This is a genomic window from Pseudoalteromonas sp. NZS37 (genome assembly GCF_015864265.1).
GTDB classification, from domain to species: Bacteria; Pseudomonadota; Gammaproteobacteria; order Enterobacterales; family Alteromonadaceae; genus Pseudoalteromonas; species Pseudoalteromonas arctica.
This window is the reverse complement of sequence record NZ_JADYXL010000004.1, coordinates 297,059-323,305: the sequence shown is the minus strand read 5'-3', so window position 1 is coordinate 323,305 and position 26,247 is coordinate 297,059. Positions and strand designations below refer to the sequence as shown.

Sequence of the window (26,247 nt, the reverse complement as noted above, 5' to 3'; positions counted from 1 at the left end):
CTTCTTATGGTAGCTCATGGCCTTTAGCGCTTACATAAAGTGCATACCAATGCTCACGAGTTAGTTGTACGTTTACAGCATCACAAGAGGCTTTAATACGCTTGGCATTAGTTGTTCCAATAATCGGCTGAATAGATGCGGGATGGCGCAGTAACCATGCAATAACAATAGCCTCAGCAGAAGTATCATAAAGTGCAGCCAGCTTATTAACTAAAAGACTGGTGTTTATATCAGCTTGCGATGCGTTTGATAAATCACTGCCGCTGTATAATCCTTGGCATAAACTGCCCCAGCTTTGAATTTGAATTTCAAAATGGCGACAGTACTCAATACTACCGGGCGTAAAATTAAGATCTTTACCGCCACTGTTACCGGCATATACTCCTTCATCAACAAACTGATGTTTTTGTAAACTAGCCTCAATTTGATTAGCCACAATCGGCATATCAAGTGCATGCTGTAAAAAATTCATTTGATGTTGCTGCATATTCGATACTGCAAAATTGCGCACTTTACCGCTTTCTTTTAAGCAACTAAATATACGAGCAATTTCGTTAACTTCCATGAGTGGATCAGGACGATGCAGCATAAGTACGTCTAAATAGTCTGTATTTAATCGCTTCAAGGATGCTTCAACTGATTGCTCAATCCACTTTGATGAAAAATCATAGCGCTTTGGCCCTAAGTCATCTTCAAAACGAATCCCACACTTAGATTGAATATACATGTGCTCTCTAAGCTCTGGTCGCTCGCTTAATGCTTTACCAAAAACCTGCTCCGCTTTACCAAAAGTATAAATATCAGCATGGTCAAAAAAGTTAATGCCACCTTCAATAGCGTTATCTATGCATTCATGAGTTTGCTTAACATGTGCATCAGTGATTGCGTCTTTATTCCAACCGCCGCCCAGACCCATGCATCCGAATACAAGTTTACTAACATGAGGTAAGTGCTTTGCTAAAGGTGTGTGAAGCATGATAACTATCCTTAAAATTTTGAAGAGCTGTTACTGTAAACAAAAAGCGCTGAACAAGAAACCATTTAGCGGTGAACAAATTAAGAACAAAAAAAAGCGCAGTAAACTGCGCTAAATCATTTATTAACTACCACGTTAATTATTAGCCAACAAGTGCTAATAAAATACCCGCAGCAACTGCACTACCAAGTACACCCGCTACGTTGGGTCCCATAGCATGCATAAGTAAAAAGTTATGTGGGTTGCTTTCAAGGCCAACTTTATTAACTACTCGTGCCGCCATTGGCACAGCCGATACACCTGCTGCCCCAATTAATGGGTTTATAGGTGTTTTAGATATGCGGTTAAGTCCTTTTGCCATAAATACGCCAGATGCCGTACCAATTGCAAAAGCCAGTGCGCCAAGCACTAAAATACCAATCGTCTCAACAGTTAAAAACTTATCTGCAGCAAGCTTTGAACCTACAGCTAAACCTAAAAATATAGTTGTAACATTGATGATTTCGTTTTGAGCACTGTTACTTAATCTATCAACAACACCCGACTCTCGCATTAAGTTACCTAAACAAAACATACCTACAAGCGGTATAGCAGCCGGTAAAAACATAGCCGTTAAACTAAGCACCATAAGAGGGAAAATAATCTTTTCCTTTTTAGATACTTTGCGAAGCTCTGGCATCTTAATTTTACGTTCTTCTGGGGTTGTTAACGCACGCATAATTGGCGGCTGAATAATTGGCACAAGTGCCATGTATGAGTATGCGGCTACCGCTATTGCACCAAGTAAATCAGGTGCCAGTTTTGACGCTAAAAATATTGCAGTCGGTCCATCTGCACCACCAATAATTGCAATAGCCGATGCGTCCTGTAGAGTAAACTCAAAACCTGGCACATAGTTAAGTAATATAGCGCCAAACAATGTAGCAAAAATACCAAACTGTGCAGCCGCACCTAATAACAACATACGTGGGTTTGCAATAAGCGCGCTAAAGTCGGTCAGCGCCCCTACTCCCATAAATATTAATAACGGAAAAATCCCCGTATCAATACCCACGTAATAAACGTAATACAAAAGCCCACCTGGGTCTGACAAACCTGCCACTGGTACATTTGTTAAAATTGCACCAAAACCAATTGGTAATAATAATAGTGGTTCAAAGCCTTTAGCTATCGCTAAAAACAGTAATAAACACCCTACCGCAATCATAATTAACGATGGGATTGTAAAGTTAGCAATGCCAGTAGCATTCCAGAGGTTTAAAATACCGTCCATCCTCTATTTGCTCCTAAGCTAATGCAATCATAGCGTCGCCGGTAGTTACGGCATCGCCTTCACCAACCAACACTTCGGCAATAGTTCCGGTATGCATTGCGCGTATTTCGGTTTCCATTTTCATGGCTTCCATAATAATCACTACATCACCTTCGTTAACAACTTGCCCAGCTTTTACCTTAATCTTAAAAATATTACCGGCTAAAGGGGCGTTAAGCGTTTCACCTGATGCAACTGAAGCAGACTGAGGAATGTGCTCAGAGTCTTTTAATGTTACTTCTTTTAGCTCACCACCTTGCGCCACTACTACGTCGTAAACTTTACCATCTACTTTTACGCTGTATTGCTCAGCTTTAACGCTGTTATTATTTGATCCCGATTTTGGTGCTGCCTTATTGCTCTTATCTTCAACGGTAGGAATAGGCTCAAATGCATCAGGGTTATTACGATTTTTAATAAATTTCAAACCAACCTGCGGAAATAATGCATAAGTTAGTACGTCATCAATTTGCTCATCAGCAAGTGTTAAACCTTGCTCTTGCGCTTCTTTTAATAATTCAGCTTCAAGCGTTGCAAGCTCTGGTGCAATGTTATCTGCAGGGCGACAAGTAATAACCTCTGCTCCATCAAGCACACGCTCTTGTAGCTCTTTATTCATTGGTGCTGGTGTTAAGCCATATTCACCTTTTAATACGCCAGCAGTTTCTTTAGTGATTGTTTTATAACGCTCACCGGTTAGCACGTTAAGTACTGCTTGAGTACCTACAATTTGCGACGTGGGTGTTACTAAAGGTAAAAAACCAAGATCTTCACGTACGCGTGGGATCTCAAGTAAAACTTCATTAAGCTTATCTGCCGCGCCTTGCTCTTTAAGTTGGTTTTCCATGTTTGTAAGCATGCCACCAGGTACTTGAGCTAGTAAAATACGACCATCAACCCCTTTTAAGCTACCTTCAAATGCCGCATATTTTTTACGTACATCTCTAAAGTAAGCAGCAATTTCTTCTAGATGGTTTAAATCAAGGTCGGTATCGCGCTCAGTTCCTTCAACTATCGATACAATAGTTTCAGTTGCTGTGTGTCCGTAAGTCATACTCATTGATGAAATAGCGGTATCAAGCATATCAATGCCTGCATCAATCGCTTTTTGATAAGTCGCAGTACTTAAACCAGTTGTAGCGTGGCACTGCATAGCAATAGGAACCGATACGGTTTCTTTAAGTGCTTTAATTAATTTTTCAGCATCATACGGCTTTAATAAACCCGCCATGTCTTTAATACAAATTGAGTGACAGCCTAAATCTTCTAATTGCTTAGCCAGAGTCAGCCACATATCAAGCGTATGAACAGGACTTACCGTGTACGAAATAGTACCTTGAGCATGCGCGCCTACTTTTATAGCCGCTTTAATCGCTGTTTCTAGGTTACGTACATCGTTCATTGCATCGAAAATACGAAATACGTCAACGCCATTTTTATGTGCGCGTTCTACAAACTTTTCAACTACATCATCAGCGTAATGGCGGTAGCCTAATAGGTTTTGACCGCGTAATAGCATTTGCTGTTTAGTATTAGGCATCGCTTTTTTAAGCGCACGAATACGCTCCCAAGGATCTTCGCCTAAATAACGAATACACGAATCAAATGTAGCACCGCCCCACGATTCAATAGACCAATAACCTGCATCATCTAGCTTGCTAGCAATAGGTAGCATATCGTCTAGGCGCATACGTGTTGCGAGCAATGATTGGTGCGCATCGCGTAATACCAATTCTGTTAATTTTAATTTAGCCATGTGTGTGCCCCTTATTTATTATTTGATTTGTACTGAGCAATGGCAGCACTAATAGCAGCGATGTGCTCATTAGGCACACCTTGAGATTTAAAAGACGGTGATTTAGCTGGTGATGCCTCGGGTTCGCTATAGCGCGTCACCAAATTAGACATAAGCGTTACTGCACCAATTAATATCGACAGAAATACAAACACCCCAACCATACCAGTTAGCATTAAGCTACCAGCCGTTGTGAGTAGAGCACCTATATCCATTTTTCTCCCCCTTGAAACCCATATCGAAAATAAAAAATCGATTTAATTAAATATTTATTCACTGGATAATAACAAAACTAGTCGCTTTGTCTACATCTTGTAAATTGGTAAAACCAATTAAACTATAAACAACATAACACTCAACAAATTTACATGCCATAACCCAGCAATCATGCGCCCTACAATACATGTAGGAAATAACGACTATAGCTAATAGTTATATGGAAGTTGTTAATTAACTATTCAACTTAATAAAAATAACCGCCAAATTTTATAATAAGTATAAAAACACACATCAATTGTTAATTGGTCTTACCAAAAACATTATTTTTAGTGAATATTTACCGGTAACTTGTAACAGTGTGAATAACTTACATAACGAAGGGTAAAAGTTACTAACTCATTAATAACTAAAAACAAAGATAAAAAACATAACTAACTGATATAAAACAAAAATAAATTATGGCATATAACTGGCATTAGTTATTATGAGCAAATTTGATAACCAAGGAGAAAACAATGTTACGCTGGACAATTACATTTTTAGTTATTGCTTTAATCGCTGCAGTGTTAGGTTTTGGTGGCATCGCAGGTGCCGCAGCTGGTATAGCAAAAATTATATTTTTTATATTTTTAGTACTTTTAGTGATCTCATTAGTTTCAGGTGCACTACGTGGTAAATCACCCAAGTAGATAAAGCATTCAACTAACAAACACTAAAATTTAATTAATACTTACAAGGAATTACATTATGAATTCAACAACTGTAAAAGCAGCACTAATCGGTCTATTCGCAAGTTTCTTCATCATGGGTTGTGAAGACAATCATGCAGAAGACGCAGGCGAACGTATTGACGAAGCAGTAACTGACGTGCAAAACAAAGTAGAAGATGCATGTGAAAATGTTAAAGAAGGCGTAAACGCTGAAGAAACTAACTGTTAATTCTTCTTGTATCGCTAAAAAACGGCCTTAGGGCCGTTTTTTTGTGTCTGTAATAAAATCACTGACTATAAAGCTGCTCATTTAGCGGTTAGCTTGTTAAAATAAAAAAAACGATATTTAAAGCAAGGCAATATGGCATTTACAACAACCTACACACTAGATAAACCTTACTTTTACGAGTGCTTTGATGAGTCACTCCCCTACAGTAAGCGCGCCAAACCTAAGTACTTTTTACTTGTACTCCTCGTTGCGCTTGGTTTATTTGGCATTTATGTTTTAAACGATCATTACTTAGGATCGTTTATGATCATGCTAGGTGTACTAGAGTGCGTCGCTTTTTACTATCGCAGACCTTGGTGGGTAACCAGACAAATGCTCAGCAGAGCGTCAGGCTCAGAGGTAACACTTACCTTTGATGAAGAAGGCATTAAATCGGCTAATCATTACAAAAGCTTTCAGCTAACTTGGCAAGACATAAGCGAAGTAATAGATACTCAGCAAGGTATTATTATTAAAAATAAAAGCGGCATGCAGTACATTTCAAAACAAATACTAACCCCAGAAACACTCGCTTTTATAAACAAAAAAGCCACTCAGTGAGTGGCTTTTAGTCTAGTTGAGTTAATTACTCAACTACGTATACGTGTTGATTAAGCATTGCCCGGATTAGGGTTCGACTTTTCAGCTTGTATGCGCATGTAAATCTCTTCACGATGCACTGATACGTCTTTTGGTGCATTAACACCGATTCGAACTTGATTTCCTTTAACACCTAGAACAGTAACTGTTACTTCGTCACCAATCATTAGGGTTTCACCTACTCTACGAGTTAGTATTAGCATTCTCTTGCTCCCATGTTCCAATAAAAATTATAAGATTCCGCTTAAACATACTAATGAAAATTAGACTGAAAAGTAAGTAAAAACTCTCAATCTATCCATTTTCTGTTAAAAATGCTTTGTGTAATGCACGAACTGCCAACTCTAGGTACTTTTCATCTATTAAAACTGAAATTTTGATCTCAGAAGTCGAGACTAAAACCACATTAATATTTTCCTGCGCTAATGCATCAAAAAATAAACTTGCTACACCAGAATGCGATTTCATACCCATTCCAACAGCAGAAACTTTAGCTACCGTTGGTAATCCGCTTATATTTTGAGCACTGAGTTGAGCTTGATCTTCGCTCAATAATTCAAGTGCTTGCAGATAATCATTCGAGTGCACAGTAAAAGCATAGTCTATTTTTTCAAAGATATGATTAACTTGATTAATCATATCTATTTCGATGCCATTATCAGCAAAAAGTTTCAATATTTTTGAAAGATATTGCGTACCGCTTGGCACACCATCTACTTTAATTAAACATTCGTCACGATTAAACGCAATCCCCGATACCACCTTGCTTGGCATATCGTTCTCCTCAAAACTTATTAATGTGCCTTCATCAGGATTAAAACTAGAAAGCACCCTAAGTGGCACATTGTGTCTACCTGCAGCTTCTACCGAGCGAATATGCAAAACTTTCGCCCCTAAACTTGCCAGCTCTAGCATTTCGGCAAAAGTAACTTGGCTCATTCTGCGCGCGTTAGGTTCAACACGAGGATCTGTAGTATATACGCCATCAACGTCTGTATAGATCTGGCATTCGTCGGCTTTTATAGCCGCTGCTATTTCTACAGCCGAAGTATCGGTGCCGCCGCGTCCAAGCGTTGTAATATTGCCCTCAATATCACGTCCCTGAAACCCAGCAATAATAGCAATACGATTATGCTCAAGCTCATGCTTTAAGCGCGTAGCAGCAACCTCAGCAATACGAGCTTTACCAAACATATTGTCGGTTAGAATATTGACTTGATCGGCTAATAAACTCACAGCAGAGTGGCCACGTTTGATAATAGCCATAGCAAGCAGTGATACAGAAACCTGCTCTCCGGTGCTAATAAGTACATCTAGTTCACGGCTACTCGGGCGAGTATCAATTTGTTTGGCGAGGTTAATTAAGCGGTTGGTTTCTCCCGACATAGCCGAGAGCACCACAACCACTTGATGTCCTTGTTGTCTGGTTTTAACAACAAGGTCGGCGACTGCTTCAATTCGCTCTATTGAGCCGACCGAAGTGCCACCGAATTTTTGAACAATAAGCGCCACTTAGGCTTAAGTACGCTCAGTTAACCAAGCTGTAACGCTATCTAGTGCAGCAGCAAGATTTTGTGGCTCACTACCACCAGCTTGTGCCATATCTGGACGACCGCCACCTTTACCACCTACTTGACCTGCCATATGGTTAACTAACTCACCGGCTTTTACTTTGCCTGTTAAGTCTTTCGTTACACCGGCAATTAGGCTTACTTTGTCGCCACTGGCAACACCCAGTGCAATAACACCTGAGCCAATCTTGTTTTTAAGGTCATCAACCATACCGCGAAGCGCTTTAGATTCAGTACCTTCAACGTTTGCTACAAGTAGCTTAACGCCATTAATTTCAACAATCGAATCAAGTAAAGACGCGCCCGCTGCACTTGCTAGCTTATCGCTAAGCTGTGCAATTTGCTTTTCAAGGCCTTTAGATTTTTCAAGTAACGCAGTTACTTTTTCAAGTACCGATGCGCTATCGCCTTTAACTAAAGCTGCAACATCGCTAAGTTGTTGCTCTTGCTCGCTAACGTACGCTACAGCATCTGCACCGGTTACGGCTTCAATACGGCGAACACCTGCGGCAATACCACTTTCAGATACAATTTTGAATAAACCAATATCGCCAGCGCGCTCAACGTGAGTACCACCACAAAGCTCAATAGAGTAGTCGCCAATAGTAACTACACGTACTTCGTCATCGTACTTTTCGCCAAACAATGCCATAGCACCTTTCGCTTTAGCATCATCAATAGCCATAAGCTCAGTATTAAGTGCAAAGTTACGACGAATTTCGTCATTAACTACACGCTCAATTTCACGTAGCTCATCTTTAGTAACTGCTTCAAAATGCGAAAAGTCAAAACGTAAACGATCTGGCTGAACAAGTGAGCCTTTTTGGCCTACATGGTCACCTAATAGTTGGCGTAGTGCTTCGTGTAAAATATGCGTAGCTGTGTGGTTTTTCTTAATGCTGTCGCGGCGCGTATCATCAATAGTGGCGTCAACTTTGTCATTAACACCAATACGACCTTGTACAGTACCGTGGTGAGCAAAAGCATTACCAAGCTTAGTGGTATTAGTAACATTAAATTCGCCACCAGCAACTGTAATAGTACCCGAGTCACCCGTTTGGCCGCCTGATTCAGCGTAAAACGGTGTGCGGTCTAGTACTACAATACCTTGTTGTCCATCTTCTAATAACTGAACAGCTTCGCCACCGGCAAAAATTTCAATAACGGTCGCGCTATAATGTGTGCTGTCGTAACCTTTAAAGTCAGTGTGTTTATCTGATTTTAATTGGTCGTTGTAATCAGCGCCAAACTTACCCGCTTGCTGCGCTGTTTTACGTTGTACAGCCATACACTCTTCAAAGCCTTGATGATCAATTGTCATCTGGCGCTCACGCGCAACATCGGCCGTTAAATCAGCTGGGAAACCGTACGTATCGTAAAGCTTAAATACTAAGTCGCCTGGTATAATATCGCCTTTAAGGTCGCTTAAGCTTTCTTCTAAAATAGCTAAGCCACGCTCAAGTGTTTTACCAAACTGTTCTTCTTCAATGCGTAATACTTTTTCAATAATTTCTTGTTGCTTAGCAAGCTCAGGGTACGCTTGACCCATTTGCTCAATTAGCGCAGCAACTAATTTATAGAAAAACGAACCTTGTGCACCTAACTTATTACCGTGGCGCACAGCACGACGAATAATACGGCGTAGTACATAACCACGGCCTTCGTTAGATGGCATAACACCGTCTGAGATTAAAAACGCACACGAACGAATATGATCCGCCACTACACGTAGTGACTTGTCGTCCATATCTTGCGCGTTAGTAACACTTGCAGCAGCGGCAATTAAGCCTTGGAATAAATCGATTTCGTAGTTTGAATGCACGCCCTGTAAAATAGCAGAAATACGCTCAAGGCCCATTCCCGTATCAACAGATTGCTTAGGCAGTGGCAGCATAGTGCCGTCGCTTTGACGGTTGTACTGCATAAATACCAAGTTCCAAATTTCGATGAAACGGTCGCCGTCTTCCTCTGGAGAGCCCGGAGGTCCGCCCCAAATGTGTTCGCCATGGTCATAAAATATTTCAGAACACGGACCGCACGGACCGGTATCGCCCATAGACCAAAAGTTGTCTGAGGTAGCAATACGAATAATACGATCTTCACTTAAGCCAATGTCTTTTGACCAGTACTCAAATGCTTCTTCGTCATCGTGGTAAATAGTTACTAAAAGTTTTTCTTTTGGTAGTTTTACTTCTTCAGTTAAAAACTCCCATGCAAACTTAATAGCTTCTTGCTTAAAGTAATCACCAAAGCTGAAGTTACCTAACATTTCAAAAAATGTATGGTGGCGAGCAGTGTAGCCTACGTTTTCTAAATCGTTATGCTTACCGCCAGCACGTACACAACGCTGCGAGCTAGTCGCACGTGTATAAGGGCGGCTTTCTGCGCCTAAAAATACATCTTTAAATTGCACCATACCGGCATTGTTAAATAACAACGTGGCATCGTTACCCGGTATAAGCGAGCTTGAAGGTACAACTTGATGTTGCTTGCTGGCAAAAAAGTCTAAAAACTGTTGCCTAATTTGTGCGGTAGTCATGTGCTGCATTTGAAAGTCTCACCTGTATTTACTGTGCTTGCATTGCAAAATTAATTTCATCGTAGCTAAAACCCCGATACATTAAGTAGCGCACGCGCTTAGCTTTATCTTTGTAATCGAGATCTGGCGGTGTATTTGAATATTTTTTATTGTACGCATCCTGCGCAAGCTCAAACCAATCTACTTCAAGCTCTTCAACTACCATTTCAAGTAGCGAACGATCAATCCCTTTGCCCATAGCTTCGCTTTGTATTCGCTTAAGCCCGTGGCATTTAAATATGTGTTTTCTTACAAAGCCTTCACAGTATCGTTGCTCGTTAATAAAATTGTGCTTTTCGCACCAATCAAGCAGCGTTTCAATAAACTCTTCTGTGGCTTCTTTTTGCTGTAGCTTAAGCGTTAACTCACGACGCGAATATTCTTGGCGCCCTAGTAACCAAAGTACATAGTTTTTTAGTTTTTGCTTTAATTTATCATCCATTAAGCGTCAAAACGTCCGCTTGTTTCACTGCTAAGTGGCTTAACATTAATGTCGTCACTTGGTGGTACAACAGGCATAAAAATGGCTTGATAAGATACAAAAAAGCTAATGTAGCAAATCGGCATTAAAATCAACAGTGGTAAGAACGATAAGAACATCGAAAGCGCCATAAATAATGCGCAAATAAGGCCAAAAACGCCAAGTGGCAAAATGTTATGATAAAACACCATTAACGATTTTTTAAGCGCCGTTAAAATACGTGTTTCTTTACTAAAATAAACAAGCGGTACAGCGTAAGCAAACGCCGTTAAATAAATTAGCATTGCCATAAAAAACAAAATGACATTCGCGCCCGAAATACTCTCAAGCATTTGTTCAAGTGCTACGTTTGGATCTAGTCCCGGTTGGCTCATAACAGCCACTGCATCGGCAAATAAGCCATTAGCAAGTAACGCCATTAAAATGCCCGCCCCCATCTGATAAAGTGCTAAACGCAATAACCCTAAACGATTTCCCTTAGCCGTAAATGGCTTGAGAATATCGGCTAGCATAATTTTTCCGCCCTGCTGCTTACTAAGCACCGCTTGGTAAAACCCTGCGGTTAAAAATGGCGTAGCTAGTGCTGCTACTACTTGCAGCAGCGGTAAAAATAAAGACAGCAGCCCTACAATACCAATAAATAAATGCATAAAAATAAAGGTTGCTGGCTGGGTTTTAAAAATAAGCCATCCGGCTTTTAACCACTTTAGCCCTGCATCGGCTTTAAAAATTCGTAATTGTGTAGACATACTTGCTCTTAATTTAAAACGAAACACGCCAAGTATAACTTGGCGTGAGGGGGTATTAATAGACGAAACGTAATTAAATGATTAAGGTTTTTTAATTTTCTTAATATCTAACATATGCGCGCCATGCTTAATTTTTGTTTCTAGGTACGATTTATTACCCGCAACACCCGCTTTAATGTGCGCATGCGTGCCCACAACCGAGTCAACATTAATACCGGCATCTTTTAATGCGTTAAGCTTTTTAGGATTATTGGTCATTAATTTAACGTGGTTTAAATTAAGCGCATTAAGCATTAACACAGCATCCGAAAAGTCACGTAAATCATCAGCAAAGCCTAAATGATTATTAGCTTCGTAGGTGTTCATACCTTGCGATTGCAATACGTAAGCATCAATTTTGTTGTATAAACCAATGCCACGACCTTCTTGGCGTAAATACAATAAAATACCGCCTTGCTCGTGCATCATTTCAATACATTCATTTAGCTGCTCGCCGCAATCACAACGCGATGAGTAAAATACATCACCCGTTAAACACTCAGAATGCATACGAATAAGCGGTACATCTTGCTCTGTATCAGCGTTGTTAAACACCATAGCAATATGTTCTTTGCCATCTTTTAAATCAGTAAATGAGATTATTTCTGCAGGGATATCACTATTTCTGCCAACATTAAGCTGGACTCTTGCTCTTACTTGCGCCACGACAAATCCAAATATTTAAATAACTACGACACGACAATAAAGTGATAATATCACAAAATAGGATAAATACACCGTAGTACAAGACTGTTTATGGCAAATATATGGCGACGACAGGCGTTATTTTCAATGATTGTTAGCAATAAATTAATACAAATAACAGCCAATGTTATTTACTTTGATTTACCTTAATCAGTGACACTTACAGGCACGTTTGGTATTTTGTATTTTAAACAACGATAGGGATTATTATGAAACGTCAGCAACTCGCTTTATTTATAGGCTTAAGTTTATCTGCTTTGAGCGCAACAACTTTAAGTACTACAGCACTCGCCAGCCAAGCAAGCGATCCTCAAACGGTATTTAGCCAAGCATACCAAAGCTATTTAGCAGCAGTTAAAGCAGACAAAAACGTACAACAAACTGCCAAACTTGCTTACACATCAGGTAAAGCCGTTTACGGTAAAAGCGACGACAATACTGCCAACTTAGCTATTAATTACGCTAAAGCAATAAAAGGCTACGGCGATGAGCTAAACGAACAGCGTTTTGCACTCTATAACGAAGCCCATACTATTTTAGCTGCAAACCACGGTAAACTATCAATAGAAACAATTGATGCACTGCTCGGCCAAGCTAACTACACAACATCAGCTTACAAAGCAGCTAATTTTTTAGAACAAGTAATAGATATAGCTAAAACACAAAATAAGCCTAAATTTGTAGCCGACATGAAACTAGAAGCAGCATCACTGCTTGCTAAAAAGTTTAGCTCTAAAAAATATCGCGAAGCGAAAAACTACCTAGAAGAAGCCGACGAATACTACCGTGAAAATCTGCCTAGTAGCTCGGTAGAGCAAATTAAAGCCAATTTTTTAATAGCCGCATTTGCCGAAGGCAGTAAAAAATATAACCGAGCAATTGAGCGCTTAAACAACATAGTTACCGCGTTTGACGATAACTTAAAATACGATCACAGTGCTGAGCTAACCGCTCATTCTAAACTTGTAGGTCTGTACGAAAAACAAGGCAAAAGCGAGGAAGCAACTAAACATTGCCTCGCTATCGCTCAAATGGTGCCATGGAAAGAATCGCAAGAGCAAACACCACTCTATCGTGTTAATCCTAAATACCCAGTGCACAAAGCCAGATTTAGTACCGATGGTAGCGTTATTATGGAGTTTGAGGTAGACGCAGCTGGCTTTGTAAAAAACCCAAAAGTACTTAGCTCTGAAGGCGGCAGCGCATTTGAAAAGTCAGCCAAAGCAGCGCTTGAGCAATGGCGTTACGCGCCAAAGTTTGAAAATGGCAAACCCGTTAGCGCTATTTCTCAGGTACAACTCGACTTTAAAATTAACCGCCACTAAAAGCGGCTCATTAAAAAAGGCGCTTTATGCGCCTTTTTTAATACCAACTAATACAAATTCTACGTAGTTAAAATTCGTAACTTACGCTAATACCGCCATCGGCTCTTTTTTCGTTGCTGTCGCTTGCTTTACCATAGCCCACATCTAGCTCTAATCTAAAACCAGCGCTGTTCAGTCCATTAAAGTTATAGCTGTACGTAAGCCCTATTCCGTTTGTTGTTTCTTCATCAAAAATCCCGCCAATTACACAACCTAGCGTATTAGCAAAGTCAGTTGCTACATCATTAGTTGAACCTTCACACTCTTGGTCTGTATCTCTTGCACCAATAGCGCCCACAAGCGCGCCAAAAGCATGTTTTTTATTATCGCTAACTGCTTGTTCAAAACCTGCAGAAAATCCATCATCAAGGCCTAGTTTATAGTTTGCATACCAGCGTTGTGTGTCGTCGTTAGCCGACAAAGACACTTCAGGAATAACTAAGTAAGGATAGCCACCCCCAATCGAAAAACTAACATCGTTAGCAAAAGTAGAACAAGAAGCGATAGATAAAGTGAGTAGTAATATTTTTATTTTCATAAAGTTCCCTTTGAGTAAGTATAAAATGTACTTACTTTAGGGACGCTGTGCAATACGACAAAAAGCTCGTTAAATTTAGCTTTAGTAATAAAATAGGGATTAAATTTTAGCGAGTATTTTATCGCTAGCCGCCTCTATTAAATCGAGTACATTTTCAAAGCCATCATCGCCGCCGTAATAGGGATCGGGAATCGCGCTTTGGGCTTGCTCGCCATATTCTAAAAATAGCGCCAGCTTATAGCGTAAATGCTCAGGGCATTGCGCTGTTAAATCAGCTAAGTTTTGCGTATCGGCCGCTAAAATCAAATCAAATTCAGTAAAGTCGCTTGTGCGTACTTTACGCGAATAAATACCTTTAAAACTATAACCGCGCTTCTCCCCTGCTGCCATTGAGCGACTATCAGGCGTTTTACCTTCGTGGTAACCAATAGTCCCTGCCGAATCGACTTTAACGTTAACACCTAGCTTTTTAGCACGGGCTTTTAATACCGCCTCTGCGGTTGGCGAGCGGCAAATATTACCTAAACAAACTATGAGTACTTTTTTCATTAAGGCTCCTCTAACTAATTTAAAAACCTAAGCTTTAAAACTGTTTTAAAATACTTTCATCGTAATCTTCAACGTTAAGCGTTACGTTATGTTGCGCTGCAACAGATTCAAGCTCAGCTTGTTTAATGGCTAAATCGTCCATGGTAATTAGATTATCGTCTAGCTGCCACAATAACCGAGAGCCCGCGTAGCTATAATGAATCGCTAATAACGCATCGGCATTGCCTTCACGGCCAGCGGCTTTTAACTTAGCCATTTTACGGGTTATTTTATTAAGTGCTTTTTTAAGCTCCCACACATAAACAACTTCTGTCATAAACGTATGTGTACGGTATTTATGAAGTAACCATGCAAGCCCAACGCTAGTAATAGCAACACCTATTAAGTTCCAATGAAAATGGCTACCACTTTCATCAGGAAATAAAGCAATCAGCGTTTGCGATATAGCCAAGCTGCCTACCGCCAAACCAATACCACATCCTGCAATAACACGGTTTAAATGTTTACGGTAACGTGCTTTATTTATTTCAATGAGTTGCATAACAGCCTAAAAAGTTAAGTTTTAATATTTCCGAATGGCTATTGTAACTAAACCCCACATTTTTTATAAAATTATTTCACCCCTTTTTGATTTGCCACCCGTTATAGCTTTGAAAACACCCTAATTGTAGTGGTCAATAAAATTTGGAGCGGCTTATGCACACACTTGAAATACCCAACAACCCAGTATTTATTAAAACATCGACTGCCGTTATCGGCGGCGCCGCAATGACCTTTGCAGCTTTTGCGTTTATGCAATATTTAATAAGTGGCGAGCAACGCGCACCGGTTAAACCAGGGGACGATATTATAGTAGAGATTTTTCACCTCCCTGAGGATTCAAAGCTAAGGCATATACAAAAAATACAGCCGCCACCGCCAATGCCTAAAGTGCCGCAAAAAGCTCCACCGCTTGATACATCAGCCGATCCTGTGTTGGCAATTAGCGACTTTACGCCGATTACAATTGACGATTTTGGTGGCGACATTAACAACACCATTAATCGCCCAACAGGGGATGCAACACCCATAGTGCGCATAAACCCTAAATACCCAACCACAGCAGCGCGCGATGGTATTGAAGGTTGGGTGCAACTAAGTTTTAGTATTTCGCCAACGGGGGAAGTAATCGACCCAGTAGTTATTAACGCCGAGCCAAAACGTACCTTTGATCGCGAAGCAATAAGAGCAATTAAACGCTGGAAATATCGCCCCAAAGTAATTGAAGGTGTGGCACAATTACAAACAGGTCAAACCGTACAACTCGACTTCAAATTACAACAATAAAAGCGATGAGCCTATGCTACTAAGTATTAAGTCATGGTTATTTGAAACGCCAAGCAAGGACTGCATGGCAAGTTACGCAAAAAGTGGCGACAATCGTTACTTGGAGCAGCTTATTGCCCTCTACAGTAACGACTTATACCACTACCTTGTTACTCAATCTAATACGCATTTAGCATACGACGTAAGCCAACAAACATGGCTAAAAGTAATCGAAAAACGCCACCTTTACCAAGCGCAAACCACACCCAAAGCGTGGCTGTTTAAACTTGCCCGCAACACACTCATTGACGAATACCGCAGGCAACAACACTTTGTAGAGCTTGACGAAAACACGCATTTAGCAGCACAAAATGATAAAAGCGAAAGCGACTTAAATAGCAGTGACTTAACTAGTGGAGACTCGCATATAGGCAGCTCAAACATAAGCTATGACGCGTTCGACGCCGCCCTAAAACAACTCAGCTTTGTACAACGCGAAGCCATTACTTTACAACAAGAAGGCTTTTCGCTCACCGACATAGAACTTATAACGCAGAGCAGCCTTGAGACTATTAAAACAAGGCTGCGCTATGCCAAGCAAAACCTTAAACGTTTATTAGGAGCAAACAATGAACAAGCCTGATGAGCCGCTTGATCAAAAGCTCACACAACACTACAAAGAGCGAAAAGCGCGCACTACACTTACAAGCGATCAGAAAAAAGCGTTACTTAATAAAGCCACCCACACTAAGCCTAAAAAGATCGGCTTTACGCTACAGCTAACCAGCCTAGCCTGCGCACTCGGTGTGTTCGCCTTTATTGTGTTTGATAATAACAACGTAATAAATACAGAGCCTAAAACCGTACTTAACAGCGTATTTAACACTATAGACATTCACGACTATTCAATTATTAAAACACACGAAATAAACCAAGCTGGTAGCTACGCAAGCTCTATCACAGAACAAAAACACGCACTCGACAGCCAATTAGCTAACGATTTACGCCGCCACCAACAGCGCCATATAGAATACGGCACTCTAGTGAAGGTAGATAACGACTGGTACATAGCCAGCTGTAATGACGAGGTACTCGTACAAATTAAGCATTCGCTGTTGAGTGATTTAAAAGGTAAACACGCGGTTGAAAGTGGTCTAAATACGGGTGATATGTTAGCTATGGCACATAACGGTAAGGGGCAGATTATTGCGCTTAAACATGCGGGAATTGGGGTTAAGGTGTGTAGAGGTTAATGAACTGTTTGCGACTAAGCAAAAATAACCCCCAAAGGTTTAAAAGTCATTCAACTATTAGACAATAACTTTAAAGATTAACAGAGAAAATTTACCAGTCAGAACTTATTTAGGAAGCCAACTTAGCGCAATTAGCGTTTAAATAGTCACTAAAAATATATTTTCATCCTGAGTGGGAGCACTGCTTTAGGAAACTATTTTTCCACTCTTTAAGTGCTTTCTTAGTGTCTTCAGTTTCTATTCTTATATTTCTGGGGGGTTGTGAAGTCCAGCCATGTTTGCGCGGCGTTGAGGTTCCATCAGGGTATATCAATTTGTATTCAAATGGAGGTGGAGACAACCTCATCTCACTGTAACTTTCGACTGCACTCTTGTTTAAAGCCACAACTTTATCAGAGCTGTAATCCCATATAACTATATTATCACCTACGTTACTAATAATATGACCACACATATTATCTTCACGATTTTTAATTATTATCTTATATTTGGCTAACTCAATCTTAGATGAAATAGACTTTAAGTGATAACCGTAAGCCGCATATGACACTAACATCAAAATCACTATAGTTAGAGCGTTTACAAATAGCATATTAGTTTCTTTTTCATACCCAGTATGCTTATCACTATAAACTATTCCCTTGGTACGATCTTTTTCCTCTAATAGATGAAAAATATCCTTTGTAGCTTTAATTATTGATAGAGTCAGTAGAATAAGTGTTAGTGAAAAAGGGAGACCGCTAGATACTATAGTGAAATTATAAATGTCAGTATTTGATAAATAATCAAAAGCAAAAACGCCCCAATTATTAAAGTAAATCACTGTCCAGAAATAACAAAATATAGTGTAGATAAAGAAGGTAATTGTAGAAATAACCCCCAAATTTTTAGTGGTTAAATCTATAAACCTTATATTTTTATTATCTTTCATCTAATCAGTTCGGGTTGATTTTATATATTTAGCCTACCTAAGAGATTCCTTTTGGTCAAACGCAGAGTAATACCCAGATTAAAGCAGTGCTTGCTCGGTTGTTATTTATAATACTGCCAAGAATAAATTGAGTCCGAGGGTCTAACCTTATTAGCTAAGAAATGTAATATGACTTTGGCCTTAAGGCTATGCATAGATTTCGGGCTAAAGCCCGACGCGCCAGCAAGCTAGGCGCCTACAGTAAACACTACATATAACTAGCTTTGTGTGTGCTCATTGTATTGGAGATCCGTTGGGTTTCGTGTCACTCAACCCAACCTACGCAGCTATAAACATGAGCCTAGCGCTAAATAAATCACTGTTAATGATTACGGCTTTAAAAGTCGCTTTTCTGGATTGTTTAAGTACTTTAAGCCAATGGTAACTATGCGTGTATGCACCATTGTTATAACGCGTATTTGCACATTACCAATAACAACAATATCGCCTTTACTGACTTCTCCTGAAAGCTTTTGGTTGATCACTTCTTCCAAGCTTATCTCTTCTGGGGCGTCTATTTGCATGTGATAAGAGTAAAATATATCGCCTACCAACGTTACCCCTTTCACTTTAAGTTCGTTGTGCGCTAAATGGCTATCTTGATGGTTTGTTTTATCGGTTGCTGTAAAAACTAAATCAACAAAAGGTCTGTTATCTGGTTTTAAAACAACAAATAAGTGATCGTTTGGTTTTAACTTAGTTGAGCCTCGTGGCGGTATGATTGACGGACCCCGTGTGATCATAGCAACAACTACACTCTCAGGAAGTGCGGCATGTGACAAGCTGCGCCCAGAAACCCGAGAAACGTCACTTAAGGTGTATTCTACAATTTCTATATCAATATCGTTTAGCGCTGTAATTTCGAGCGTTGCAGCGGCTAGGTCGGGCGGCGGCTCTACTAAATTTAGTTTTTTAGCCATCCAAGGCATTGTTGAGCCCTGTAACGTGGCTGAAATTAACACCACGAAAAAAACAACATTAAAAATAAGTTCAGCCCCTGAAAGGCCAAATAGTAATGGGAATATAGCTAAAATAATGGGTACTGAGCCTCTAAGGCCAACCCAAGATACAAATAAGGTTTCGCGATTATTAAAGCCAAACAGTTTTAAAATAGGCGCTACAGCTAATGGGCGAGCAACAAAAATGAGTGCCAGTGCAATAAGCAGTCCTTCTAACCATACATCAACCAACGACGATGGGTTTATAAGGAGTCCTAATACAACAAACATGGTTATTTGCCCAAGCCATGCTAAGCCGTCATGAAACAGAAAAATACCGCGTTTATATACAAATTTACTGTTACCTAAAATCACGCCTGTTATAAATACAGCTAAAAACCCACTGCCGCCGAGCGTTGCAGAAAGGCCAAAAGAAAGCAGTCCAAATGCGGTTACCATCACTAAATACAAACCCGATGCATTTAGTTTAATTCGATTAATAAACCAAACCGATACCTTACCAATTAAAAGACCACAAATAGCGCCAACACCCATTTGTTGAGCAAATAACTGTAGTAAATCCAGCCCTATTGGCATGTCGTTAACGAGCATTTCTAACAAACCAACTGTTAGAAAAATAGCCATTGGATCGTTCGAGGCACTTTCTATTTCAAGCGTAGATTTAAGCTTTTTGTTTAAGTGAATACCCGCACTTCGTAAAAGCGCAAACACTGCTGCAGCATCTGTAGAGCCAACAATAGCGCCCAGTAAAACACCTTGTAATATGGGCAGGTCTAAAATATAAGTGGCCACAAGGCCTGTAATTACAGCGGTAAATAACACCCCGACGGTTGCTAAAGCAGACGCGGGTTTCCACACTTGTTTAATTGAACTGGTAGGCGTTTGTAAGCCGCCATCAAATAGAATAATGGCAAGCGCAAGAGTACCCAGAGCATGTGCAGCCTCTGCGTTGTCGAATGAAATACCTGCAATACCGTCTTCACCTGCGAGCATGCCTACAAGTAAAAATAGCACCAGCACAGGTAAGCCAACACGTGCAGATAACTTGCTCGAGATCACTCCTAGTAAAATTAATATGGCACTAACGAGAATGATATTATCAATTGCAAACATAGTGTGGATTTACAGCCTTATATGAGTTGAAAAGTAAGAATTTATAGCTATTAAAAAGCTTAAAGCTCATGCTATACAATAACCTAAAAAATATAAATACGGGTAATTAAGTCTATAATTAAATAGTTTTTCTAATAATTATAGAGCCTTTGAGTTTGGTATTGCTTGGCTCTATCTTAATTAGCTTTATTTATTTTGAAAACAAAAAAGCCTGCGACTAAGCAGGCTTTTGAGTATTTAAATAATCAAATTTTATAAAACAATAATGCTTGTTACTAAGTAAGCTAAAAACGTAAGGCCACCACCAAATAAGGCATACGGTAGCTGCGTTTTAACGTGGGTGAGTAAGTCACACCCCGATGCAATAGCCGATACAGCACTGGTGTCGGATATAGGCGAGCAGTGGTCGCCAAATATACCACCACCCAAAATAGCACCTACCACAAGCGACGGTGGTAAACCTAGCGCTTGAATAAGTGGCACACCAATTGGAATTAATATAGCAAACGTACCCCACGATGTACCTGTAGTAAACGACATAACCGCGCCGGTTAAAAACAGCACCGGTACTATTAGGTAAATAGGTAAGTAGTCGCCAACAAGTGACGCTACAAATACGCCAGTACCAAGCTCTTTTAAGCTTGCGCCAAGTGTAAGCGAAAGCAGTACAATAGCGACTAGCGGCATTAATTCGCCCATACCTTTAAAACCGGTATCAACTAATTGATGGTGCGTAAATTTACGAGAACCAATCATTAAAAAGTAAGCGACAACAATGGCTAAAACCGTTGCGTACAATACTGACTTAGAGCCACTACCCTCTGCCAACACACCATTACCGGTGTAATACATAAAGCCAACCATGCTGGTAATGAGCGTAATAAGCGGGATTAACATGTAACGCGCTTTAGAGGCTTTTATTTCATCTTTTAAGTCGGTTGTTTGAAGCTCTAGTTTTTCTTCGGCTTCTTTCATTGGGCCATGCACTTTATCAAACGCGATTGTGTAAAAAACAATAACAAGGGTGATTATGGCGTAAAAGTTATACCCTACGCTGCCCCACAATACCGATACAGCCGACTCACCTAGCTCGTAGTTACCTAACAAACCAAGTACAAATGCGCCCCAGCCGTTAAGTAGTATTAAAATACACACTGGCGCACTGGTGCTGTCAATAATGTACGCTAGACGCGCTCGGCTCATTTTAAATTTGTCGAACAAGCCACGCGATAAAATACCCGAGGTAAGTACGCTCAGGTTAGATTCTATAAACACCGCAATGCCGGTAAACATGGTTAAAAAGCCCACTTGGCGCTTACTTTTTGCGATGCCTTTGTTCATTAGCATATTAACAGTTGCTGCAACGCCGCCAGATTCGCGAATGTAGGCAAGCAGTGCACCAATTAAAATACTAAATATTAATATGCGTGTATTACCTGGCGAGCTGGCAACCGAAATAATACGTTCAATGGTATTTAAAAAAGTATCAAACAAGCTATTACCTTCGCCCTGAAAGGCGAGTAAAAACTCAGAAGAAGCAACAGCAACAAGTAGCGCCATAATCACTTCTTTTCGCCAAAACACGATAGCAATCGCAATTAGCGGCGGTAAAATAGAATACCAATGCATAAAAAGTTAACCTTAATTATTAGCGAGTAAACCTCGCTTTGTACGCGTTTTAACGCTTATTTGTTAAGCCTAACAACATAAACCGGCTTAGTTTTATAGACCGCTTAGCTTAATGGATTGGCTTACTCAAGTCACCTGTAAATAAATCACTTAAGGTGGCACAGTTAGTACGTTTTAACCTATACGATAGCTTATTGATTTAGTAACGCTTCATAAATAAGCGACACTACCGATCCGTACTGTGCGGTTTCAAATTGTTTGCCTGTAAATTCGTAACGTTTTAGCGAGCCTTTAATTGCACTATGGCGAGCATTGGTAAGTAAAACAATAGCCAAGTCGTAAGCGGGGTCAATTACGGTCACTGTACCCGTCCAACCTGTGTGGCCATAAGCCTGCGCGCTTGCATAAGGGCCAAAGTGCCAGCGCCTTGCTTGGTTATTACCGGCAAGCCTAAAACCAAGCCCGTAGGTTTCATCGCTTGATTGCGGCGTTAAAAATTGCGCTAAGGCGCTTGCACTAAATAATTGTTGGTCGCCGTAGCCACCATTATTTAATAATAGCTGGCAAAGCACTGCTAAGTCGTGAGCGTTACTAAATAGCCCCGCATGCCCTGCTACACCATCAAGAGAATAGTAAGCGCGCTCGTCGTGCACTTGGCCTTGTAAAACCCCAGTTCGAACATTATCAAACTTAATGCGCCCGTCTCGCGTGTTGCCGCTAAGCTCGGTGGCTGCAAATTGCTGCGGCTTAAAGCCTTTTTTAAGTGGATTAAATAACGTGTTAGTTAATTTTAGTGGCGCGTACACTTGCTGCTCTAGGTATTCGTCAAGGGGCTGCCCTGTAATGCGCTCAATTAGTACGCCTAAAATCATGTAATCAATATCTGAGTAAATAGGCTGCCCAGATGATTTACTGCTAAAAGGCACGCTGGTAAGTAATAGCTGCTTGGTGGTTTTACTGTTTTGCGAATAAAACGCGTCGCCGTAGCTGCCATCTTTACGATGAAAGTCAAATACTGGCGGGTATCCGGCGCTGTGTGTGAGTAAGTCTTTTACTGTGCGCTTTGCTCGCCCTTCGCCTTTATATTCGCTTAGGTAGCTTTGCACGGGTTTATTAATATTCAATAACCCTTCGCTTACTAATTTCATAAGTGCAAAGTTGGTGGCAAATATTTTGGTGTTTGAGGCAAGATCAAACAAGGTATTAGTTTGCATTGGCTCTGGGCGAAGTAGCATTAAATCACTTTGCTGATATTGCTTTGCATCGCCATAGGCAGTTAATTTTATTAGCTCACCATTTTTAACAACGGCCAACACAGCCCCAGGAAAACCCGCTTTTACATCGCGTTCAATTAATGCATCTACTTCACTAAAATCTATGTGCTTTATTGGCTCATCGCTTAAAGTAGGAAATGCAAAACGTAGCGTTAAACTTGCGCCAACAGGGAGAATATTTTCAACTTTAAAAGTATTAACACCGTTGTGAGTATTTTTTGCCAAACTGTAATTGTATAGAGTGTTGGCGCTCAGTTGGCTAACGTCGAGCTTTTGATTATTAATATAAATATCGGCGCTTTGTGCGTTGTGGTTTTGTATTAATAATTGCCCGCGCCCTTTGTAAGCTTTAAACGTTCCTCGGTTATTTACATAAAACCGGCTACTTGGATTGACCTCAGGAAACGTTACAACCACTTGTGCATTAGGCAGCTCTACAAGTTGGCTCTTTGTAAGTGGTAGCACCGAGCTAATAGGCTCAGGTGGTGTACTACAACCCACAATAATAAAGCTTAACGCCGCTATAAATGCTTTTTTTATATAACCATTCCTTTGACTTTTTAAAGCGATAAACATGCTTAGCCCTTATTTATATAACAAGTAAGGCGCTCTTTGCGCTTTAAATTGCGCAAGCCCCGTCTGCCAGCTTTGTTTTATTTGCGCCTCTGATTGCCCTGCTTCAATAGCTAAGCGCAATTTATTAGTACCCGCTAGTTTATCCATAAAGTCAGCGCGTTCAAAAAACGAGATGTTGTTTTTACTAAGCTCCGTGTACGCATTTATTAAGTAAGTTAAATTTAGGCCTGTGGTATTTGCTTGTCTTAAATCGAGCCCTTGCACGGCTTGGTTTTTAAATTTAGGGTTTAAAGCAGCGCCTTTAATTGCGCGCGGTGTAAAATTAAAATCACCTAATGCAACTGGCGAATAGCCAATTACTTGAAATGCAAAGTAGGTGCCTCTACCAATGCTGATAGGCGTTGCTTCAAAAAAGCAAAGTGATGGATAAAGCGCAATGGCTTGATCGTTAGGTAAGTTAGGGCTGGGTTTTACAGGCAAGCTGTAAGTACTTTTGCGAGTGTAATGATCAACAGGGATCACGGTTAATTTTAAATCGGGCGCTTTATTGATCCAGCCCTCGCCCTTGATCATTTTGGCAAGTTCGCCAACGGTCATGCCGTGTAACACAGGAATTGGGTGCATGCCTACAAACGATTTAAATTGTGGCTCTAATATTGGCCCATCAACGTAGGCAATATTTGGATTGGGTCTGTCGAGTACTAAAAATTCCATCCCCTGCTCTGCTGCGGCTTCCATCATGTAGTGCATAGAGCTTATGTAGGTATAAAAGCGCACTCCCACATCTTGAATATCAAAAATAATGACATCAACATCGGCTAAAGCAGCTCGGCTTGGTTTTTTATTTTTACCATAAATAGAAATAAGCGGAATACCGGTTTTGCTATCAACGGCATTTTTTACATGCGCGCCCGCATCGTGATCGCCGCGAAAGCCATGCTCAGGTGCAAAAATTTTAGTTATATTAATATTTTTAGTCAGCAGAGCATCTACTAAGTGAGCTTGCCCTACCGTTGATGTTTGATTAACTACGAGCCCTATACGTTTATTTTTTAACTGCGGTAAATATTTAGCATATTGCTGCGCACCTACCACAAGTGAGTTATTAGCTTCGTTGGCTTGTGCGCTGGAAATAAAAATAGCGCTAAAAATAAAAAATAACGTAATAAATAGGGTTTTAAACATACTGCAATATCCTTTTAAACAAGGCGTTTAAAATAACATAGGTAATATTAAAGAGCAGCTTTAGAAAAGGGTTAAGTGGGCTTGAGCAGATACAGTGATTAGAAGCTGGCGCTTCTCACGCGAGCAAGCTCTGCGGCTACAACGGATAAATAAAACTCGGAGTTTAGATTTAAAGATTAGAGCTAGTTTTACTTGAAAATACCACCTCCCATTTTAAGCTTAAAGACCGTATTTAACCTTCTTAGAGCTAAACGCTTCTAGTTATTTAATTTCTTGGTCAATGAACCACTTAAAGATCTATTACACAAAGAGAAGTAAATGAGAAGACATAAGCCCGGGTTTATTAGTTTAACTTAGCTTTATTACTACCTCTAAAAGCGCAGCGCCTCTTAAACTCTTTGTGAATAAATCACTTATTTCTGGCGTTGCCAACAAATAAAATCTTATAAATTATATTTTTGAGGGGGGAATAGAAGCTGGCGCTTCTCACGCGAGCAAGCTCAGCGTCTACAACGAATGAATAAGCTCGGAGTTTGGATTTAAAGATTAGGGCTGGTTTTACTTTAAAATACCACCTCTCATTTTAAGCTTAAAGACCGTATTTAACCTTCTTAGAGCTAAACGCTTCTAGTTATCTGATTTATTGGCCAATGAACCACTTAAAGATCTATTACACAAAGAGAAGCGAAAGAGAAGTAAATGAGAAGACATAAGCCCGGGTTTATTAGTTTAGCTTAGCTTTATTACTACCTCTAAAAGCGCAGCGCCTCTTAACCTCTTTGTGAATAAATTACTTATTTCTGGCGTTGCCAACGAATAAAATCTTATAAATTATACTTTGAGGGGGATTAGAAGCTGGCGCTTCTCACGCGAGCAAGCTCAGCGTCTACAACGGATAAATAAACTCGGAGTTTAGATTTAAGGATTAGGGCTGGTTTTACTTGTAGGCGTACAGCTTGCTGACGCGACGAGCGAAGCTCGTAAATAAAGTATCAGTTATATCGGTGGTAAGTGATTAGAAGCTTCCGCTTCTCACGCGAGCAAGCTCTGCGGCTACAGGAGTGGTAGTATACATTTCACTTTATTTTAGGCACAAAAAAACCGACTTAATGTCGGCTTGTTTATGAAAGTGGTGGGCGCAGGAGGATTCGAACCTCCGACCGCTCGGTTCGTAGCCGAGTACTCTATCCAGCTGAGCTATGCACCCACTTTCATAGATTGCTTATTTAAACTCTAAGCAGAGCGTATAAATTCAGACATAAAAAAACCGATTTCCATCGGTTTATTTTTCTTACACTTAAAAGTGTATGAAAACATGAAAGTGGTGGGCGCAGGAGGATTCGAACCTCCGACCGCTCGGTTCGTAGCCGAGTACTCTATCCAGCTGAGCTATGCACCCACTTTCATTTTTACTATTACTTGTTTTTACTCTAAGTGAGAGTCTATAAAGTGGTGGGCGCAGGACGTATCTTGTAAGAATGAACCTCCGACCGTTTGGCTTTAGCCAACACTTTACTTTTTTATACTCT

Annotated in this window: 25 protein-coding genes and 2 tRNA genes; 7 read left to right on the top strand and 20 right to left on the bottom strand. The window is 40.3% G+C overall.

Translation table 11 applies throughout. The annotated features are described in order from the left end of the window. Nucleotides 1-4: 4 nt before the first annotated feature. The 4 genes from I6F47_RS09770 to I6F47_RS09755 all read right to left on the bottom strand — a co-directional run bounded on the left by I6F47_RS09770 (nucleotide 5) and on the right by I6F47_RS09755 (nucleotide 4,298). Complete coding sequence (locus I6F47_RS09770; RefSeq protein ID WP_101217460.1) at nucleotides 5-976, bottom strand: aldo/keto reductase; 972 nt, start codon at nucleotides 974-976, stop codon at nucleotides 5-7. 142 nt (nucleotides 977-1,118) lie between these two features. Next, nucleotides 1,119-2,249, bottom strand: coding sequence for a sodium ion-translocating decarboxylase subunit beta (locus I6F47_RS09765; protein WP_076925246.1), 1,131 nt, complete (start codon nucleotides 2,247-2,249; stop codon nucleotides 1,119-1,121). Between the two features lie 13 nt (nucleotides 2,250-2,262). Further along, the gene (gene oadA, locus I6F47_RS09760; protein ID WP_165722092.1) at nucleotides 2,263-4,044 is read right to left on the bottom strand and encodes a sodium-extruding oxaloacetate decarboxylase subunit alpha; all 1,782 of its coding nucleotides are present in this window, start codon (nucleotides 4,042-4,044) and stop codon (nucleotides 2,263-2,265) included. Nucleotides 4,045-4,055: 11 nt separating this feature from the next. Continuing rightward, nucleotides 4,056-4,298 carry an OadG family protein gene (locus tag I6F47_RS09755; protein ID WP_007583814.1) on the bottom strand — a complete coding sequence of 81 codons (243 nt, stop codon included), beginning with the start codon at nucleotides 4,296-4,298 and terminating at the stop codon, nucleotides 4,056-4,058. 519 nt (nucleotides 4,299-4,817) lie between these two features. Here I6F47_RS09755 and I6F47_RS09750 point away from each other — a divergent pair. The 3 genes from I6F47_RS09750 (at nucleotide 4,818) to I6F47_RS09740 (ending at nucleotide 5,841) form a co-directional block, all read left to right on the top strand. Next, nucleotides 4,818-4,991, top strand: coding sequence for a DUF1328 domain-containing protein (locus tag I6F47_RS09750; RefSeq protein ID WP_197183754.1), 174 nt, complete (start codon nucleotides 4,818-4,820; stop codon nucleotides 4,989-4,991). Between the two features lie 58 nt (nucleotides 4,992-5,049). Further along, complete coding sequence (locus I6F47_RS09745; protein WP_007378921.1) at nucleotides 5,050-5,241, top strand: hypothetical protein; 192 nt, start codon at nucleotides 5,050-5,052, stop codon at nucleotides 5,239-5,241. Nucleotides 5,242-5,373: 132 nt separating this feature from the next. Next, nucleotides 5,374-5,841, top strand: coding sequence for a YcxB family protein (locus I6F47_RS09740; RefSeq protein ID WP_007583811.1), 468 nt, complete (start codon nucleotides 5,374-5,376; stop codon nucleotides 5,839-5,841). 50 nt (nucleotides 5,842-5,891) lie between these two features. On the opposite strand, the gene csrA is transcribed toward I6F47_RS09740, so the two are convergent. From csrA to I6F47_RS09710, 6 genes are all read right to left on the bottom strand, one after another. Then, the gene (gene csrA, locus I6F47_RS09735; RefSeq protein WP_004587515.1) at nucleotides 5,892-6,083 is read right to left on the bottom strand and encodes a carbon storage regulator CsrA; all 192 of its coding nucleotides are present in this window, start codon (nucleotides 6,081-6,083) and stop codon (nucleotides 5,892-5,894) included. Between the two features lie 91 nt (nucleotides 6,084-6,174). After that, on the bottom strand, nucleotides 6,175-7,392 hold the full coding sequence (locus tag I6F47_RS09730; RefSeq protein WP_007583808.1) for an aspartate kinase: 1,218 nt from the start codon (nucleotides 7,390-7,392) through the stop codon (nucleotides 6,175-6,177). 6 nt (nucleotides 7,393-7,398) lie between these two features. After that, a complete protein-coding gene (gene alaS, locus I6F47_RS09725) occupies nucleotides 7,399-9,999 on the bottom strand; it encodes an alanine--tRNA ligase (protein ID WP_197183753.1) in 2,601 nt (866 codons plus the stop codon). 19 nt (nucleotides 10,000-10,018) lie between these two features. Then, the gene (locus I6F47_RS09720) at nucleotides 10,019-10,471 is read right to left on the bottom strand and encodes a regulatory protein RecX (protein WP_024600766.1); all 453 of its coding nucleotides are present in this window, start codon (nucleotides 10,469-10,471) and stop codon (nucleotides 10,019-10,021) included. Beyond that, nucleotides 10,471-11,259 (bottom strand): BPSS1780 family membrane protein, encoded by a 789-nt coding sequence (locus tag I6F47_RS09715; RefSeq protein ID WP_007378958.1) that lies wholly within the window; start codon nucleotides 11,257-11,259, stop codon nucleotides 10,471-10,473. Before I6F47_RS09715 ends, I6F47_RS09720 begins: the two co-directional genes overlap by 1 nt. Nucleotides 11,260-11,340: 81 nt before the next feature. After that, nucleotides 11,341-11,964 (bottom strand): GTP cyclohydrolase II, encoded by a 624-nt coding sequence (locus tag I6F47_RS09710; protein WP_010555489.1) that lies wholly within the window; start codon nucleotides 11,962-11,964, stop codon nucleotides 11,341-11,343. Between the two features lie 248 nt (nucleotides 11,965-12,212). On the opposite strand from I6F47_RS09710, the gene I6F47_RS09705 reads away from it, so the two are divergent. Beyond that, on the top strand, nucleotides 12,213-13,328 hold the full coding sequence (locus tag I6F47_RS09705) for an energy transducer TonB (protein ID WP_121954067.1): 1,116 nt from the start codon (nucleotides 12,213-12,215) through the stop codon (nucleotides 13,326-13,328). 67 nt (nucleotides 13,329-13,395) lie between these two features. Here I6F47_RS09705 and I6F47_RS09700 read toward each other — a convergent pair whose 3' ends face one another. The 3 genes from I6F47_RS09700 to I6F47_RS09690 all read right to left on the bottom strand — a co-directional run bounded on the left by I6F47_RS09700 (nucleotide 13,396) and on the right by I6F47_RS09690 (nucleotide 14,995). Continuing rightward, nucleotides 13,396-13,905: a hypothetical protein gene (locus I6F47_RS09700; protein WP_024607634.1), complete on the bottom strand. Its 510-nt coding sequence runs from the start codon at nucleotides 13,903-13,905 to the stop codon at nucleotides 13,396-13,398. Nucleotides 13,906-14,004: 99 nt separating this feature from the next. Next, nucleotides 14,005-14,454 (bottom strand): low molecular weight protein-tyrosine-phosphatase, encoded by a 450-nt coding sequence (locus tag I6F47_RS09695; protein ID WP_010555493.1) that lies wholly within the window; start codon nucleotides 14,452-14,454, stop codon nucleotides 14,005-14,007. 34 nt (nucleotides 14,455-14,488) lie between these two features. Further along, nucleotides 14,489-14,995 (bottom strand): DUF3087 domain-containing protein, encoded by a 507-nt coding sequence (locus I6F47_RS09690; protein ID WP_197183752.1) that lies wholly within the window; start codon nucleotides 14,993-14,995, stop codon nucleotides 14,489-14,491. 155 nt (nucleotides 14,996-15,150) lie between these two features. Between I6F47_RS09690 and I6F47_RS09685 the strand changes: the two genes are divergently transcribed. From I6F47_RS09685 to I6F47_RS09675, 3 genes are read left to right on the top strand one after another with little or no spacing between them, the layout of a single operon-like run. Next, complete coding sequence (locus I6F47_RS09685) at nucleotides 15,151-15,780, top strand: energy transducer TonB (protein WP_197183751.1); 630 nt, start codon at nucleotides 15,151-15,153, stop codon at nucleotides 15,778-15,780. A gap of 13 nt (nucleotides 15,781-15,793) precedes the next feature. Continuing rightward, nucleotides 15,794-16,402 (top strand): sigma-70 family RNA polymerase sigma factor, encoded by a 609-nt coding sequence (locus I6F47_RS09680; protein ID WP_101216854.1) that lies wholly within the window; start codon nucleotides 15,794-15,796, stop codon nucleotides 16,400-16,402. Continuing rightward, nucleotides 16,389-17,012 carry a hypothetical protein gene (locus tag I6F47_RS09675; RefSeq protein WP_197183750.1) on the top strand — a complete coding sequence of 208 codons (624 nt, stop codon included), beginning with the start codon at nucleotides 16,389-16,391 and terminating at the stop codon, nucleotides 17,010-17,012. Before I6F47_RS09680 ends, I6F47_RS09675 begins: the two co-directional genes overlap by 14 nt. A 163-nt stretch (nucleotides 17,013-17,175) precedes the next feature. Here I6F47_RS09675 and I6F47_RS09670 read toward each other — a convergent pair whose 3' ends face one another. The 7 genes from I6F47_RS09670 to I6F47_RS09640 form a co-directional block, all read right to left on the bottom strand. After that, complete coding sequence (locus I6F47_RS09670; protein ID WP_024590089.1) at nucleotides 17,176-17,943, bottom strand: hypothetical protein; 768 nt, start codon at nucleotides 17,941-17,943, stop codon at nucleotides 17,176-17,178. 368 nt (nucleotides 17,944-18,311) lie between these two features. After that, nucleotides 18,312-20,054 carry a potassium/proton antiporter gene (locus tag I6F47_RS09665; protein ID WP_197183749.1) on the bottom strand — a complete coding sequence of 581 codons (1,743 nt, stop codon included), beginning with the start codon at nucleotides 20,052-20,054 and terminating at the stop codon, nucleotides 18,312-18,314. Nucleotides 20,055-20,306: 252 nt separating this feature from the next. Next, nucleotides 20,307-21,683 carry a Na+/H+ antiporter NhaC family protein gene (locus I6F47_RS09660; RefSeq protein ID WP_007583783.1) on the bottom strand — a complete coding sequence of 459 codons (1,377 nt, stop codon included), beginning with the start codon at nucleotides 21,681-21,683 and terminating at the stop codon, nucleotides 20,307-20,309. Nucleotides 21,684-21,874: 191 nt separating this feature from the next. Then, nucleotides 21,875-23,533: a penicillin binding protein PBP4B gene (gene pbp4b / locus I6F47_RS09655; protein ID WP_165722100.1), complete on the bottom strand. Its 1,659-nt coding sequence runs from the start codon at nucleotides 23,531-23,533 to the stop codon at nucleotides 21,875-21,877. Between the two features lie 9 nt (nucleotides 23,534-23,542). Further along, complete coding sequence (locus tag I6F47_RS09650; protein WP_165722101.1) at nucleotides 23,543-24,718, bottom strand: exo-beta-N-acetylmuramidase NamZ family protein; 1,176 nt, start codon at nucleotides 24,716-24,718, stop codon at nucleotides 23,543-23,545. A 1,130-nt stretch (nucleotides 24,719-25,848) separates the two neighbouring features. Beyond that, nucleotides 25,849-25,925 (bottom strand) — tRNA-Arg (locus I6F47_RS09645). A 115-nt stretch (nucleotides 25,926-26,040) separates the two neighbouring features. Beyond that, a tRNA-Arg gene (locus I6F47_RS09640) sits at nucleotides 26,041-26,117 on the bottom strand. Between the last annotated feature and the right edge of the window lie 130 nt (nucleotides 26,118-26,247).

Bases quoted from the DNA above. Each gene is read 5' to 3' on its own strand.
- I6F47_RS09770 (WP_101217460.1), bottom strand. From the start codon at position 976: ATGCTTCACACACCTTTAGCAAAGCACTTACCTCATGTTAGTAAACTT.
- I6F47_RS09750 (WP_197183754.1), top strand. From the start codon at position 4,818: ATGTTACGCTGGACAATTACATTTTTAGTTATTGCTTTAATCGCTGCA.
- I6F47_RS09680 (WP_101216854.1), top strand. From the start codon at position 15,794: ATGCTACTAAGTATTAAGTCATGGTTATTTGAAACGCCAAGCAAGGAC.
- I6F47_RS09715 (WP_007378958.1), bottom strand. From the start codon at position 11,259: ATGTCTACACAATTACGAATTTTTAAAGCCGATGCAGGGCTAAAGTGG.
- I6F47_RS09700 (WP_024607634.1), bottom strand. From the start codon at position 13,905: ATGAAAATAAAAATATTACTACTCACTTTATCTATCGCTTCTTGTTCT.
- I6F47_RS09740 (WP_007583811.1), top strand. From the start codon at position 5,374: ATGGCATTTACAACAACCTACACACTAGATAAACCTTACTTTTACGAG.
- I6F47_RS09650 (WP_165722101.1), bottom strand. From the start codon at position 24,718: ATGTTTAAAACCCTATTTATTACGTTATTTTTTATTTTTAGCGCTATT.
- I6F47_RS09660 (WP_007583783.1), bottom strand. From the start codon at position 21,683: ATGCATTGGTATTCTATTTTACCGCCGCTAATTGCGATTGCTATCGTG.
- I6F47_RS09705 (WP_121954067.1), top strand. From the start codon at position 12,213: ATGAAACGTCAGCAACTCGCTTTATTTATAGGCTTAAGTTTATCTGCT.
- I6F47_RS09690 (WP_197183752.1), bottom strand. From the start codon at position 14,995: ATGCAACTCATTGAAATAAATAAAGCACGTTACCGTAAACATTTAAAC.
- I6F47_RS09675 (WP_197183750.1), top strand. From the start codon at position 16,389: ATGAACAAGCCTGATGAGCCGCTTGATCAAAAGCTCACACAACACTAC.
- I6F47_RS09745 (WP_007378921.1), top strand. From the start codon at position 5,050: ATGAATTCAACAACTGTAAAAGCAGCACTAATCGGTCTATTCGCAAGT.
- I6F47_RS09695 (WP_010555493.1), bottom strand. From the start codon at position 14,454: ATGAAAAAAGTACTCATAGTTTGTTTAGGTAATATTTGCCGCTCGCCA.
- pbp4b (WP_165722100.1), bottom strand. From the start codon at position 23,533: ATGTTTATCGCTTTAAAAAGTCAAAGGAATGGTTATATAAAAAAAGCA.
- I6F47_RS09670 (WP_024590089.1), bottom strand. From the start codon at position 17,943: ATGAAAGATAATAAAAATATAAGGTTTATAGATTTAACCACTAAAAAT.
- I6F47_RS09665 (WP_197183749.1), bottom strand. From the start codon at position 20,054: ATGTTTGCAATTGATAATATCATTCTCGTTAGTGCCATATTAATTTTA.
- alaS (WP_197183753.1), bottom strand. From the start codon at position 9,999: ATGCAGCACATGACTACCGCACAAATTAGGCAACAGTTTTTAGACTTT.
- I6F47_RS09720 (WP_024600766.1), bottom strand. From the start codon at position 10,471: ATGGATGATAAATTAAAGCAAAAACTAAAAAACTATGTACTTTGGTTA.
- csrA (WP_004587515.1), bottom strand. From the start codon at position 6,083: ATGCTAATACTAACTCGTAGAGTAGGTGAAACCCTAATGATTGGTGAC.
- I6F47_RS09765 (WP_076925246.1), bottom strand. From the start codon at position 2,249: ATGGACGGTATTTTAAACCTCTGGAATGCTACTGGCATTGCTAACTTT.
- I6F47_RS09755 (WP_007583814.1), bottom strand. From the start codon at position 4,298: ATGGATATAGGTGCTCTACTCACAACGGCTGGTAGCTTAATGCTAACT.
- I6F47_RS09685 (WP_197183751.1), top strand. From the start codon at position 15,151: ATGCACACACTTGAAATACCCAACAACCCAGTATTTATTAAAACATCG.
- oadA (WP_165722092.1), bottom strand. From the start codon at position 4,044: ATGGCTAAATTAAAATTAACAGAATTGGTATTACGCGATGCGCACCAA.